Annotated in this window: 8 protein-coding genes and 2 pseudogenes; 8 read left to right on the top strand and 2 right to left on the bottom strand. The window is 66.5% G+C overall.

The genetic code is table 11. The annotated features are described in order from the left end of the window. Positions 1-55 precede the first annotated feature (55 nt). The 4 genes and pseudogenes from E4A48_RS09525 to E4A48_RS09515 all read left to right on the top strand — a co-directional run. Positions 56-643: pseudogene (locus E4A48_RS09525) on the top strand (hypothetical protein); the annotation flags it as partial. Next, the gene (locus tag E4A48_RS21030; RefSeq protein ID WP_260608113.1) at positions 640-768 is read left to right on the top strand and encodes a hypothetical protein; all 129 of its coding nucleotides are present in this window, start codon (positions 640-642) and stop codon (positions 766-768) included. The pseudogene E4A48_RS09525 and the gene E4A48_RS21030, both read left to right, overlap by 4 nt. An 18-nt stretch (positions 769-786) precedes the next feature. Beyond that, a complete protein-coding gene (locus E4A48_RS09520; protein WP_260608112.1) occupies positions 787-5,541 on the top strand; it encodes an RHS repeat-associated core domain-containing protein in 4,755 nt (1,584 codons plus the stop codon). After that, positions 5,542-5,880, top strand: coding sequence for a hypothetical protein (locus E4A48_RS09515; protein WP_142742324.1), 339 nt, complete (start codon positions 5,542-5,544; stop codon positions 5,878-5,880). 9 nt (positions 5,881-5,889) lie between these two features. Here the strand turns inward: E4A48_RS09515 and E4A48_RS09510 are convergent, their stop codons facing one another. After that, the gene (locus tag E4A48_RS09510; protein WP_142742323.1) at positions 5,890-6,852 is read right to left on the bottom strand and encodes an IS1595 family transposase; all 963 of its coding nucleotides are present in this window, start codon (positions 6,850-6,852) and stop codon (positions 5,890-5,892) included. Between the two features lie 143 nt (positions 6,853-6,995). Between E4A48_RS09510 and E4A48_RS09505 the strand changes: the two are divergent. After that, positions 6,996-9,806: pseudogene (locus E4A48_RS09505) on the top strand (DUF6531 domain-containing protein); the annotation flags it as partial. Between the two features lie 83 nt (positions 9,807-9,889). On the opposite strand, the gene E4A48_RS09500 reads toward E4A48_RS09505, so the two are convergent. Beyond that, complete coding sequence (locus E4A48_RS09500; RefSeq protein ID WP_237654782.1) at positions 9,890-10,549, bottom strand: hypothetical protein; 660 nt, start codon at positions 10,547-10,549, stop codon at positions 9,890-9,892. A gap of 271 nt (positions 10,550-10,820) precedes the next feature. On the opposite strand from E4A48_RS09500, the gene E4A48_RS09495 reads away from it, so the two are divergent. From E4A48_RS09495 to E4A48_RS09485, 3 genes are all read left to right on the top strand, one after another. Then, complete coding sequence (locus tag E4A48_RS09495) at positions 10,821-11,699, top strand: M15 family metallopeptidase (RefSeq protein WP_142742322.1); 879 nt, start codon at positions 10,821-10,823, stop codon at positions 11,697-11,699. A 110-nt stretch (positions 11,700-11,809) separates the two neighbouring features. Next, positions 11,810-12,070, top strand: a complete 261-nt coding sequence (locus tag E4A48_RS09490; RefSeq protein WP_003471049.1) for a PAAR domain-containing protein — start codon at positions 11,810-11,812, stop codon at positions 12,068-12,070. A 59-nt stretch (positions 12,071-12,129) separates the two neighbouring features. Further along, on the top strand, positions 12,130-13,620 hold the full coding sequence (locus E4A48_RS09485; protein WP_039006535.1) for a hypothetical protein: 1,491 nt from the start codon (positions 12,130-12,132) through the stop codon (positions 13,618-13,620). Positions 13,621-13,666 lie beyond the last annotated feature (46 nt).

Below are 13,666 nucleotides of genomic sequence, written 5' to 3'. Positions count from 1 at the left end.
TGTTGAGTTTTTCAAGAGCCGGGTAATGAGTCGTCTTCCGAGCATGCGCAATCGTCGTCCCGCCGCGTTCTGCCTGGCCCAGGACGGTCAACGCGAGGCCGCGCGCGCGCATGGGTTGGAGGCGATCCGTGCGGCCAAGCCGTTGCCGCCCGCGGACCGCCGCACCACCACCTTGCCGCAAACGCTGCAGGATCTGCTGCTGCTACAGGACAGGCCGCGCGCGCAGAAGCTTGAGCAGTGCGCCGCGTCGTATCTACAAGCGGTGGCCGCGCTGCACGCGCAGGCCGAGGCGCAGGCCGCGCAGCTCGGGCCGCGCCCGGACAGCGCGCAACTGGATCGCATCGAGGCCGCGCTGCATGCCGGTTTCGAACAGGCCTTCCATCGCGTCGCGCAGGAGCGCGAACGCCTGATCCAGGGCGGCGACGCGTTCTTCCGCAAGGTGGTGGCGGTGGGGCGCGACTTCCTGCATCCGACCTGGAACGGGCTGCCGGACATCCGCCATCCGCTGGACAACGAGATCCCCGCCTGGACCGAGCCGCCGGCGACGCAGCCGTTGCCCGATCCGTCCGCCCTGACCGGTTCCGCCGCCGCGTGCGACGCGCAGGCGCCGGGGCGTTCCGGACTGACCGAGGCCACCGCATGAGCGCGCGCAAACTGGCCGTGCTGGCTGTGTTCGCGGTGATCGGCATGGTCGCGGCGGCGTGGCTGGGCGTGGAGCATCGCGACGATGTGCGCGCGTTCCTGCGCGCGCTGGCCCGTGCACTGTAGCGACGAAGGAGCGTAGCGATGAGCACCGCCGCCAAGCATTTCGACCCGCAGCTGGGCATCGACATCCACATGTATCAGCTGCCGCCGTTTCCGCTGCCCACGCCGCATATCGGCATCGTGCTGGACCCGTTCGACTACCTACCGTTCCTCGGCGCCACGGTCACCGTCAACGGGGTCAAACGCGCCACCGCCGGCACCGGCGGGCTGGACATCCATATTCCGCTGGGCGCGTGGGCGCCGCAGCTGAGCCTGCCGATGGGGCCGCAGTACGACGGCGAAGAGATCTTCATGGGCAGCAAGACGGTGTCGGCCGACGGCGACCCGTTCTCGCGGCTGGCGGTACCGGTGCTGGACTGCAACCTGGCCGGGCTGATCCCGCCGTTCCGGATCAAGAAACTGAAGAAGCCGCTGCGTTCGCTGTGGCTGCCGACCGGCATCAATGTGGCCATCCCGAGCAACGTGCAAGTCGGCGGGCCACTGACCGTGTCGTGGATGACGCTGGGGTTGCATGCCGGCTTCGCCGCGCTGGGCGCGCTGCGCCGCTCCACGCTGGGCGTGCGGGCGGCGAAGGCGTTCAAGGGCCTGCGGCAGCATGTGTTCAAGCACATGGATTCGGGCTTCCTCAAGTGCAAGGTGCTGCGCGCCGAGCCGGTGGACATCCGCGACGGCAGCGTGTCGGTGCAGCACGAGGACTTCGCGATCCCCGGGCGGCTGCCGCTGGCCTGGTCGCGCGGCTACGGCTCGGCGCGCGGCGAGGAGGCCGGCGCCTGCGGCCACGGCTGGCAGACGCCGGCCGACATCCGCCTGGAGATCGACGCCGACGGCGTGGTGCTGTTCCACGACGGCCACAGCGTGGCCGTGTTCCCGCAGCTGCCGGACGCCGACGGCGTCCCGGTCGTCGAGTTCGTCGACGGCGCGCGGCTGCTGCGCGAGGGCACCGACCTGCTGGTGCGGACCAAGTCCGACCTGCGCTACCGCTTCGCCTATGCGCCGGCGGCCGGTGTCGGCGTGCTGCCGCGCGCGCAAACCTTGCCGATCGCGCAGGTCGAGGACGCCTGCGGCAACCATTGGCGCTTCGAGCGCGGCGACGGCCACCTGGTGCGCATCGTCGAACGGGGCGTGGACGGCTTGCAGGGCCGCTTCATCGAGGTGCAGTCGCGGCACGGCCGCATCGACCGCCTGCAACTGCACGATCCGGCCACCGGCCTGACCCATCCGCTGGTGGCCTATCGCTATGTGGAAGGCGACCTGGTCGCCGCCGAGGACGCGCTGGGGGTGCCGCGCACGTTCGCGTACCGCCAGCACCGCATGGTCCGGCATACCGATCGCATCGGCCTGTCGTTCCACTACGCCTACGACGCGCAGTGGCGGGTGGTGCACGCCTGGGGCGACGGCGGCCTGTACGACTACCGTTTCGCCTACGACGCCCTGCTGCGCGAGACCCAGGTGACCGACTCGCTGGGCCACGTGTCGCTGGTGAAGTTCGACGAGCACCGCCTGCCGCTGTGCGAGATCGATGCGTTGGACGGGGTCACCGTGTTCGAGTACGACGCGGTTGGCCGCACCGTGGCGGTCACCGACGCCGAGGGCCTGCGCACCGCGTTCGGCTACGACGCGCGCGGCAACCTGTTGCGCCTGCGCCGCGCCGACGGCAGCACGCTGCACCAGGTCTACGACGAGGACGACCGGCTGCTGTCGGTCACCGACCCGGGCGGCCACGCCTGGCACCAGGTGCACGACGCGCGCGGGCTGCTGCAGTCGCAGACCGATCCGCTGGGCGCCACCACGCACTATGACTACGACGCGCAGGGGCTGCTGGTGGCGCAGCGCAACCCGCGCGGCGCGCAGACCGAGCTGGGCTACGACCGCTACGGCCTGCTGGCGTCGTTGCGCGACGCGCTGGGCCACGAGAGCCGCTACGCGCACGACGCGCTGGGGCGGCTGCACCGGCAGGTCGATCCGTTGGGCCAGGCCACGCACTACGACTACGACGCCAAGGGCCGGCTGCTGCGCGTGCGCTCGGCCGACGGCGGGCAGGTGCAGTGCGATTACGACGCCGAGGACCAGCTGGTGCGCTACGTGGACGAAGCCGGGGCGCAGACCCGGCTGCACTACGTAGGCATCGGCCAGATCGGCAAGCGCGTGCAGCCGGACGGGCACACGGTGGAATACCGCTACGACAGCGAAGAACAGCTGGTGGCGGTGATCAACCAGCGCGGCGAGGCGTACCGGCTGCGCCGCGACCCGCTGGGCCGCATCGTCGAGGAAACCGACTACTGGGGCCAGTCGCGGCACTACCAGTACGACGCCTGCGGGCGGCTGACCGCGACGATCGACCCGCTGGGCCAGCGCATCGGCTTCGCCACCGACGCGCTCGGGCGCATCGTCAAGAAGACCTTGCCGGACATACGCACGCCGGGCCAGCAGGTGCAGGAGCAGTTCGCCTACGACGCGCGCGGGCAGCTGGTGGAACTGCGCAACCGGCATCGCACCGCCACGCGCAGGTTCGACGCGCTGGGGCAGGTGCTGGAAGAAGTGCAGGACGGGTTCCGCGTCGGCTACGGCTACGACGCCGTGGGCAACCGCGTGCTGCGCGAGACCTCGGCGGGCAACCGGATCGCGTTCGGCTACGACCTGCGCGACCAGGTGGTCGAGGTGGCGATCAACGACGACGCGCCGATCGCCATCGAGCGCGACGCGCTGGGCCGCGCCACGCGCGAGCAGCTCAGCGCGCAGGTGCAGCGCCAGTTCCAGTACGACGGGCGCAGCCTACTGACCGCGCAGTCGGTCCTCAAAGACGCCGTGCCGCTGTTCGAAACCACGTACGACTACGACCGCGCCGGCAACCTGACCCACCGCCGCGACAGCGCGCAGGGCGTGGACGAATACCGCTACGACGTGCTGGGCCGGCTGCTGCAGCACACCGATCCCAAAGGCAGGATCGAACGCTTCTTCAACGACCCGGCCGGCGACCGCCTGGCCACGCGCGTGCAGCAGGTGCAGCTGCGCAAGGTGGCCGGCGGCGACGACGACCAACAGGTGCAGTGGACCCGGGAAGGCAGCTACGACGGCGTGCACTACGTGTTCGACCGCGCCGGCGACCTGATCCGCAAGGGTAGCCCGACCGGCCCGGAACCGGACGACCTGGAACTGATCTGGGACGCCAACCACCGCCTGGCCGAAAGCCGCAAGGCGGGCCAAACCACCCACTACGGCTACGACCCGCTGGGCCGGCGCGTGTTCAAGCGCAACCCCACCCACACCACATGGTTCTACTGGGACGGCGGCGCGCTGCTGGGCGAAGTGAAGCAGGCCCACGATGAGCCGGACGCAGCGCCGGTGTGGGTGGACAACGTCGCCAACCTGATCGAGGCCAAACGCCGTAAGGAGAAACTTGCCAGGCTGCACGAGCGCACGCGCGAGTACGTTTATTATCCCGACACCTTCATGCCGCTGGCTTTGATCGAGAAGGAACTGGGCGCGGCGCTGCGTGAGTCCCCGCAGCCCGCGACAACTTCGATCTCGCAGATATTGCGATCCGATGCGGCGCCTGTGGCTAAGCATGCGTTGACGGACAGTCGCGGCTCGGACTCCACCCAGCCTCCAAAGCCATCCGCGCCAGCAGATATGTCCCCGCCGCAGCGAATGCCATCCGCACCGCTGGGCGTGCTGGCGTCGTCCGCAACCAAACTGACATCGGCCGACGGCGCTGCAAAGCCTGCGACGATGGTGGCGGCGCCGACAGCCATCAAGTCCGGCAAGCCGCCTGGAGGTGGTGGGCTGGGCACGCTGGGCGGAGACCTGGCGCTGGGGCAGGGTGCGGGAATTAAAGCACCTGTGATTTTGGGAACATCGGCCGAGCCAGCGACTAGCTTTACACAATCTGATGCATTGGCAGACGAAGAAAAGTCGAACGTAATTGCATTGGGCATGCGGCTGAATGGCGAGCAATCCAGTTCAGGCAAAACGCTGAAGGCAGGTGGTCTTGGCGTAGTCGGCAACACGCCGATGGTGGGTAGTGCTGCTGCTGGCGAGTCCGTCATAGTGAGCAAAGCAAGAGAAGCCGAGCAATTTGTCCTCTCCGATTCAGTTGAGAGCGCGATTTGGCGGTCTGTGAGCTATCACTATCACTCCGATCCAAATGGCTGCCCCAATCAGTTGACGACTGCATCCGGGCAGTTGGTGTGGTCGGCGATCTATATGGCTTGGGGAACACTTGCCGAGCTGTATGTATCAGAAGTCGAAAGTCCTTTGCGGTTTCAGGGGCAATACTTTGACGAAGAAACTGGACTGCATTACAACACCTTTCGGTATTACGATCCGGATATTGGTCGATTCATTAATCAAGATCCGATTGGGCTTGAGGGCGGAACGAACCTTTATCAATATGCGCCAAACCCGATTTCTTGGATTGATCCTTGGGGCTTGACTTGTGCTGCAACTAATCTTCCTCGATTGCGGGGGAAAAGAGTTTCTCAAATTGAGAAAATTTTGCAAAAATTTGGTTTTACTAGAGTAAATCCAAACAATAACTCAAATAGAACTTGGCGTCATTCTGATGGATCTGAAGTGAGAGTGCATCAACACGGAAATAAAGATCCATCCGGATATAAATCTGGAAATAATGCACACGTTCACAAACAAAACGCGTCGAAACAACAGCTAAATGATCGAGGGAAGGTTCGCCCAGTAGGTGATGAAACCCATATTGGTATAAAAAACCCTTCGGATTTGCCCGCGGTAAGAGGTCGGCCACATGGAGATGGATCATAAATGAGCTATGAGTATTTAATTCGCTGCCAATATAATGATGTAGAATCATTGTTTAAATCAATAGGTGACGCAGCATCAGAGAATCGTGATGTTGAAAAGAAATTGGTTGATGGAAAAATGTTCCTGAAGGATAGGTCGCTGCCAAGCACATGGAGCTACGATGTGTCAATAAAAAAAGGCAGCGATGGCGTTCGGGTTGTTCTTGTTGGCTGGAGTTTTAATTTGTACGATATTTTCAAAAGAGCAGTGCAAGGCTTTGATATCGAGGTGCTCGATGAGGATACGGAGGAATATATATCTATAAAAGATTTATTTAGAATAAAAAAAGGTCCTGATTAGCCCCGACTCTCAGCCATGAAAATTGCTCGCTGCACGTAAAACCGGCTCTGGGCATGGTGTGGATTGCATCATGGCCGTGGCAAGTCGTGGCAGCATCTCGCGCAAGCGGAATCGACGATTAAAACGATAGGCCGCTTCTCCCAGGTAACGCCTTGCGTATTTGCCTTGCGCGATGGCGTGATACACGCCACTGATGGCGCGTTTGAGATTGCCCAGCACCACGTTGAGCCAACGTGCACCGGCCGTTTCGGTCGCGGCACGACCACCGCCAGTGTCCAGCGTGGTGTGCGCGTGGCCGGCGTCTTCTAGCCGGCGCAAGCAGGCCAGCCCATAGGTGTAGACCTCGCATTCGGGCGCCAAGCGACGGGCAATCCAGTCCTGCAGCGAGGTGTTATCGAAGCTGCGCACCGGCTCGATCACCACAAAGCGCGGCGCGGTGAAGGTGGCATCGGTCTGCACCGCAATCAGGAGCGCTTGTTTGTTCTCTGATCCGCGTCCGGCCTTGCCACCGTTACGCTCGCCGCCGAGATAGGCATCGTCGATCTGCACGAAACCCGCCAGTTTCCGCATGGATTCGCGCTCGGCCATAACCTGCATGATCTTGTGTTTCATCCGCCAGGCCGTCTTGTAGTTGACGCCCAGATGCCGCATCAACTCCAGCGCGGCCATGTTGGTTTTGGTCGAGGTCAGCAGGTGCAACGCCAGCATCCAGGTGCGCAGCGGCAGTTTGGTACCTTCGAACATCGTGCCAGCGATCAGGCTGGTCTGATGCCGGCACGCGCTGCATTGGTAGTAGATCGCAGCACCCCGCTTGAAACGCGACCGCGCCCGTCCAGCACAGGATGGGCAGCGAAATCCCTGCGGCCAGCGCCACTTGTAGAGCGCGCGATAGCACTTGGCCTGGGTGCCGTAGGACGCGAAGAACTCAGACATCGACAATCCAGCTTGGAACTGCACGGCATTGATGCTCATCAGGCCACCTCGTTGGCTTCAGGTGACAGCAGCATCCACCCAGCGCGGCGCAGATCCTGCGACAGGCAGCTGAAGGTCAGGGCTAATCAGGTTAATAGATGACCTGAGTGGCAGGATTTATCTGTGCAGTCTTTAAAATTACGCAACGCAGCGTCTTGGTGCAGCACGAGGACTTCGCGATCCCCGGGCGGCTGCCGCTGGCCTGGTCGCGCGGCTACGGTTCCGGGCGCGGCGAGGAGGCCGGCGCCTGCGGCCACGGCTGGCAGACGCCGGCCGACATCCGCCTGGAGATCGACGCCGACGGCGTGGTGCTGTTCCACGACGGCCACAGCGTGGCCGTGTTCCCGCAGCTGCCGGACGCCGACGGCGTCCCGGTCGTCGAGTTCGTCGACGGCGCGCGGCTGCTGCGCGAAGGCACCGACCTGCTGGTGCGGACCAAGTCCGACCTGCGCTACCGCTTCGCCTATGCGCCGGCGGCCGGTGTCGGCGTGCTGCCGCGCGCGCAAACCTTGCCGATCGCGCAGGTCGAGGACGCCTGCGGCAACCATTGGCGCTTCGAGCGCGGCGACGGCCACCTGGTGCGCATCGTCGAACGGGGCGTGGACGGCCTGCAGGGCCGCTTCATCGAGGTGCAGTCGCGGCACGGCCGCATTGACCGCCTGCAACTGCACGATCCGGCCACCGGCCTGACCCATCCGCTGGTGACCTATCGCTATGTGGAAGGCGACCTGGTCGCCGCCGAGGACGCGCTGGGCGTGCCGCGCACGTTCGCGTACCGCCAGCACCGCATGGTCCGGCATACCGACCGCGTGGGCCTGTCGTTCCACTACGCCTACGACGCGCAGTGGCGGGTGGTGCACGCCTGGGGCGACGGCGGCCTGTACGACTACCGTTTCGCCTACGACGCCCTGCTGCGCGAGACCCAGGTGACCGACTCGCTCGGCCACGTATCGCTGGTCAAGTTCGACGAGCACCGCCTGCCGCTGTGCGAGATCGATGCGTTGGACGGGGTCACCGTGTTCGAATACGACGAGGTCGGCCGCACCGTGGCGGTCACCGACGCCGAGGGCCTGCGCACCGAGTTCGACTACGACGCGCGCGGCAACCTGCTGCGCCTGCGCCGCGCCGACGGCAGCACGCTGCGCCAGGTCTACGACGAGGACGACCGGCTGCTGTCGGTCGCCGACCCGGGCGGCCATGCCTGGCGCCAGGCGCACGATGCGCGCGGCCTGCTGCAGTCGCAGACCGACCCGCTGGGCGCCACCACGCACTACGCCTACGACGCGCAGGGGCTGCTGGTGGCGCAGCGCAACCCGCGCGGCGCGCAGACCGAGCTGGGCTACGACCGCTACGGCCTGCTGGCCTGGCTGCGCGACGCGCTGGGCCATGAGAGCCGCTACGAGCATGACGCGCTCGGGCGGCTGCACAAGCAGGTCGATCCGCTGGGCCAGGCCACGCACTACGACTACGACGCCAAGGGCCGGCTGCTGCGCGTGCGCTCGGCCGACGGCGGGCAGGTGCAGTGCGCGTACGACGCCGAGGACCAGCTGGTGCGCTACGTGGACGAAGCCGGCGCGCAGACGCGGCTGCACTACGTGGGCATCGGCCAGATCGGCAAGCGCGTGCAGCCGGACGGGCACACGGTGGAATACAGCTACGACAGCGAAGAGCAGCTGGTCGCGGTGATCAACCAGCGCGGCGAGGAGTACCGGCTGCGCCGCGATCCGCTGGGCCGCATCGTCGAGGAAACCGACTACTGGGGCCAGTCGCGGCACTACCAGTACGACGCATCCGGCCGCCTGACCGCGACGATCGACCCGCTGGGCCAGCGCATCGCCTTCGCCACCGACCCGCTCGGGCGCATCGTCAGGAAGACCTTGCCGGACGTGCGCGCGCCGGGGCAGCAGGCGCAGGAGCAGTTCGCCTACGACGCGCGCGGGCAGCTGGTGGAGCTGCGCAACCGGCATCGCACCGCCACGCGCAGGTTCGACGCGCTGGGGCAGTTGCTGGAAGAAGTGCAGGACGGCTTCCGCGTCGGCTACGGCTACGACGCCGTGGGCAACCGCGTGCTGCGCGAGACCTCGGCCGGCAACCGGATCGCGTTCGGCTACGACCTGCGCGACCAAGTGGTGGAGGTGGCGATCAACGACGATGCGCCCATCGTCATCGAGCGCGACGCGCTGGGCCGCACCACCCGCGAACAGCTCAGCGCGCAGGTGCAGCGCCAGTTCCAGTACGACGGACGCAGCCTGCTGACCGCGCAGACCGTGTTGCGCGATGCCGCCCCACTGTTCGAGACCACCTACGACTACGACCGCGCCGGCAACCTGACCCACCGCCGCGACAGCGCGCAGGGCGTGGACGAATACCGCTACGACGTCCTCGGCCGGCTGCTGCAGCACACCGATCCCAAAGGCAGGATCGAGCGCTTCTTCAACGACCCGGCCGGCGACCGGCTGGCCACGCGCGTGCAGCAGGTGCAACTGCGCAAGGTGGCCGGCGGCGACGACGACCAACAGGTGCAGTGGACCCGCGAGGGCAGCTACGCCGGCGTGCACTACGTGTTCGACCGCGCCGGCGACTTGATCCGCAAGGGCAGCCCGGCCGGCCCGGAACCGGACGACCTGGAACTGCTCTGGGACGCCAACCATCGCCTGGCCGAAAGCCGCAAAGCAGGCCAAACCACCCACTACGGCTACGACCCGCTGGGCCGGCGCGTGTTCAAGCGCAACCCGACCCATACCACGTGGTTCTACTGGGACGGCGACGCGCTGCTGGGCGAGGTCAAACAGGGCCACGACGAACCGGATGCGGCGCCGGTGTGGGTGGGGAATGTGGCCAACCTGATCGAGGTACGCAAGCGCCAGGACAAGCTCAAGCGCCTACATGAGCGCACGCGGGAGTACGTGTACTACCCAGGCAGCTTCGTGCCGCTGGCGTTGATCGAGAAGGAGCAGGGTGTGGTGCTGCAGGTGCCGAGCGCAGCGACGTGGAGCCCATCGCCGCAATGACGAGGAATCGCTTGCGATGCGCCGCGTCAGTGGGCCGGGCAGGCCGGATCTTTGTCGGTGAGCGCTGCGCAGATATTTTTGCGACACTCCAGGCCGGCCATCGTGTTGGCGCCGGGACATTGACGCAGTTGGCTTTGCACGTTGGAGCTGGTCGACGCCGAGCGCGTGCCGATCGCGTCGAATGCCGCGTCGGTCTCGGTCGTGTTCTTGCTGTCATCGGCCTGGATCTTCGCGATCAGCGAATCAATCGAGTCTTGTTTTGCCGTCGGCTTTTCGTCGCGCTTGATGATGCCCATCAGTGTGGCCAGCAGGTCGCTGCTGTCGTCCTGTACGTGCTTGCCGTTGGCCGGTGCAGCGTGTGGCTTGCGCTGCGAGGCGGCCGCAGCCGGCTTGGCCGGCACAGTCGCGGCGCTGGCGGTGCTGGCGGATGAGGTGCTGGGCAAGCCGTCGACGGCGCGGGTTGGATCGCTGGCGGCGTTGTCGTCTACGATCATTGCGCCGCCCGGCGCCGGTGTTGTGGCAGCGGTGCCGGCGGCCGTTGCGGGATTGGCCGCAGGGACGCCGTCGGTCGCCGGCACGGTGGTGTACGCGTCGAACTCGGCGTCGGCCTCGGCACGTCCGGCATTCCAGCGCAGCGCCGTGAAGGCTGCGCCCAGCAGCGCGACTCCGAGGACGGCGATCAGCACCAAGCGGGTGGGGTGGGTCCGCGGCGCCTTGGCACGGACGCTGGACGGCGCGCTGCTTGCGCGCCCTTCCATATCGGCCAAAATGCGCCCGGAGCCGGGTGGCTGCGTCTGTCCCTGGCCCGAAAGAAGACTCGGGCGATGTAATCCGCCATTATTCAAGTGCAATCCAGCCCTTGTTCGGCGAGCGCCGGGGATTCGTCTATCTTTATTCTAGTGCTTGGCGCCGGCCCGTCAACCGCTCAGGAATCAGCAGCATAATCAGGGGAATGTAGTGGCAGTCGTCGTTGCGGGCGTGGTGATCTTCCTGCTGGTGGTGTCTATCGCCTGCTGGTTGCTGTTGTTTCCGGAGGCGCTGGAGCGGGTGCAGGCCTGGTTAGGCGAGCGCCTGCGCGGCCTTCGGCAAGGCGCCGGGCGGGTCGGCCAGCGCGTGGGCCGCAGCGCTGGCGGAGTCGGCGAAGGGGTGCGCGGCGGGATCGGCGGGGTGACGGATTTCTTTCGGCGTCATCGCTGGGTCATCCTGTGCGCGACGCTGCTCTTGCTGGTGCCGCCGAGCCTGATCCTGCTGGTCCGGCAGAACGTGGCGCTGGAGGATTTCCGTGCCGAGGACATGAATGAATCCAGCAGCATGGTGGCGCAGCTGCTGCGCGGCGAACGCTTGGTGCCGCCGCCGGCCCCGCCGCCGGAGGTATTCACCACCGAGGAGATCCGCCGCACCCGCCCGGAGATCGTCACCGCGGACCGGCGCTGGGAAAGCATTGACGCCGATCTGCAACAGCGCGTGCTCGCGATCTACGAGGTCATGCGTCGCCAGTACGGTTACGAAATGGTGCTGGTGGAGGGCTATCGCAGCCCGGAGCGCCAGGCCGAGTTGATGGGCGGCGGCCGCGCCACCCGCGCCAGCGCTTGGCAGAGCTGCCACCAGTACGGCCTGGCGGTGGACAGCGCGCCGCTGCGCGACGGCAAGCTGCAGTGGGACATGGGCGATCCGTGGACCAGACGCGCCTACTTCCTCTACGGCGAGCTGGCGCAGCAGGCCGGGCTGGAGTGGGGCGGCAGCTGGCGCAGCATCAAGGACTACGTGCATGTGGAGAAGCTCGAGCCCTGCCGCAGCGCCCGCGTCGCCAAGCGTGCCGAATTGGTCCAAGGGTGAGCCGGGGCTGAACTCCTGCTATCTTCTCCTCCGTGGCGGCGATCGCGCCCCACGGGGGCGAATGGCGGCGACGGACCGGCCCCGGCGCAACGACCATGGAGGCAATACTGATGTCACGACCTTTTATTCTTGTGGGCGATCAGCTCGATCATGGCGGCAGCGTGGTCACAGGTTCGGCCGAAACCGATGTGGACGGCAAGCCGGTCGCGCGTATCGGCGACAAAGTGGTATGCAGGGTGCACGGTCAGACCGAGATCGCCAGCGGGGACGCCACGGTGATGATCGACGGCAAGCCGGTGGCCCGGCATGGGGACAAGGCCGCCTGTGGAGGTACACTGATCTCCTCTCAGGGAACGACTGGCATCGGATGACGATGCAAGGTAATTCGGCTCCCGTCGATGCCTAATTTACTCATGGAGCGAGGATGTTAATGTCCGGAATTCTTCGGAACGTGTTGTCGGCTACCGCGTTGTTCGGTGTGGCCTGGGGCGGTTCGATCTTCTATTGGCGCAGCAGCGGCACCGCGCCCAACGGCATGGAGATGCTGACGTATCTGGGCATCCTGCCCGCTGGCCTGCTGGGCGGCAGCTGGCTGCTGCGCGATTTGGGGCGGCGCGCCCTTGCGCGCGCCGCAGACGCCGCCGACAGCGCTGCGGCCAAGGCCACCGAACGTAACGATTCCAAGGCGGCCGCGGCGAGTTCATCTTCGGCGCCGGAGGCGCTGGCGCCGACCGCCGGCGCCGCGCCGGCATTGCTTGCCGGTGCGCTGAACCTGGCCTTGGGCCAGCAACCGCAAGCCATCCTCGCGCTGCGCGGCAATCTGCCGCGGCCTGGGCTGCACAAGCAGTTCCGCGACCATGACGGGCTGCCGGTCTTCGTGGTGCAGGTGCCGGAACTGGATGTGACCGCTGCGGCCGAGGCGATGCTCGCCTCGGCCGCAGCGGTCGCCGACGCCAACGAGCCCCCGTCGGAGCATCACAAGCGTGCCATCGCCCTGCTCGAACCGGTCGCCGAGGCGCTGTTGCTGGAGGCTGCGCAGGCGCTGCCGCCGCTGTCCGAGGTCCAGGACCGCGTGGTGGCCGGGCTGCGTCACCGGGTCGAGGCGCAGGTGCAGAACGTGCTGCGCATCGAGCTGTGGTTGCCCGCGGACTGGCCCGCTTCGCTGCACAAGGCAGTGGGCGACTGGGTGCTGGCGTCCGCCAGCGAACATGGCCTGGATCCGCGCCGTTTCGGCGTGGAGGTGATCCCGATGGCGGGTGCCGACGATGCATGGTCGCGGCTGCAACACCTGGCGCGCGGCGCGCAGTCGCCTGTGGATGGCTGGCAGCTGGTCATGGCCTGCCATTCGGCGATCGACCAGACACAGGTCGAGCACATGCTCGAAAGCGGGCGGCTGATGACGCGCCGTTCGCCTGACGGACGCGTACCTGGGGAGGGCGCCAGCGGGGTCTTGCTGGCCAGCGGACCGGGCGCTTCCGGCGACGTGGTGCTGCATCCGCTGCAGCGCGCCCGGCTGCCGCTGGACGGCAGCGCCAAGGCCAGTGCGCGGCTGAGCGGCGAACTGGCGGCGCAGACCCTGCAGCGCGCCGCGCTCGCGCACACCCACGTGGACCTGGTGCTCAGCGACGCCGACCACCGCGCCGCCCTGGCGGCCGAGGTCGCCGCCGCTGCCGCGCTGGCCTGTCCCGATCTGGATACTGCGGTGCAGTGCCTGCCGCTGGCCACCGCCACCGGCGATCTGGCCGCGGTGCAACCGCTGGCGATGCTCGCGCTTGCCCATGCCCATGTCGCCGCCGAGCAACATGCGGCACTGATGCTGAGTGTGGATCAGGCAGGTCTGCGTATCGCTACACTCGTCAGTCCCCGTGTTTCCCCCCAGCCAGATACCGACGTCGGCGCCGTGCCGGCGTCCGCCGCCTAACCGGAACAGCGCCCGATGTTTAGCAATCTCAGGTATTACCTTCGCG

It is taken from the genome of Xanthomonas translucens pv. cerealis (assembly GCF_006838285.1).
Lineage (GTDB): Bacteria > Pseudomonadota > Gammaproteobacteria > Xanthomonadales > Xanthomonadaceae > Xanthomonas_A > Xanthomonas_A cerealis.
Note: the sequence above shows the minus strand (reverse complement) of the source record. Positions and strands in the feature narration are given on the sequence as shown.

Bases quoted from the DNA above. Each gene is read 5' to 3' on its own strand.
- E4A48_RS21030 (WP_260608113.1), top strand. From the start codon at position 640: ATGAGCGCGCGCAAACTGGCCGTGCTGGCTGTGTTCGCGGTGATCGGC.
- E4A48_RS09520 (WP_260608112.1), top strand. From the start codon at position 787: ATGAGCACCGCCGCCAAGCATTTCGACCCGCAGCTGGGCATCGACATC.
- E4A48_RS09515 (WP_142742324.1), top strand. From the start codon at position 5,542: ATGAGCTATGAGTATTTAATTCGCTGCCAATATAATGATGTAGAATCA.
- E4A48_RS09510 (WP_142742323.1), bottom strand. From the start codon at position 6,852: ATGAGCATCAATGCCGTGCAGTTCCAAGCTGGATTGTCGATGTCTGAG.
- E4A48_RS09490 (WP_003471049.1), top strand. From the start codon at position 11,810: ATGTCACGACCTTTTATTCTTGTGGGCGATCAGCTCGATCATGGCGGC.
- E4A48_RS09485 (WP_039006535.1), top strand. From the start codon at position 12,130: ATGTCCGGAATTCTTCGGAACGTGTTGTCGGCTACCGCGTTGTTCGGT.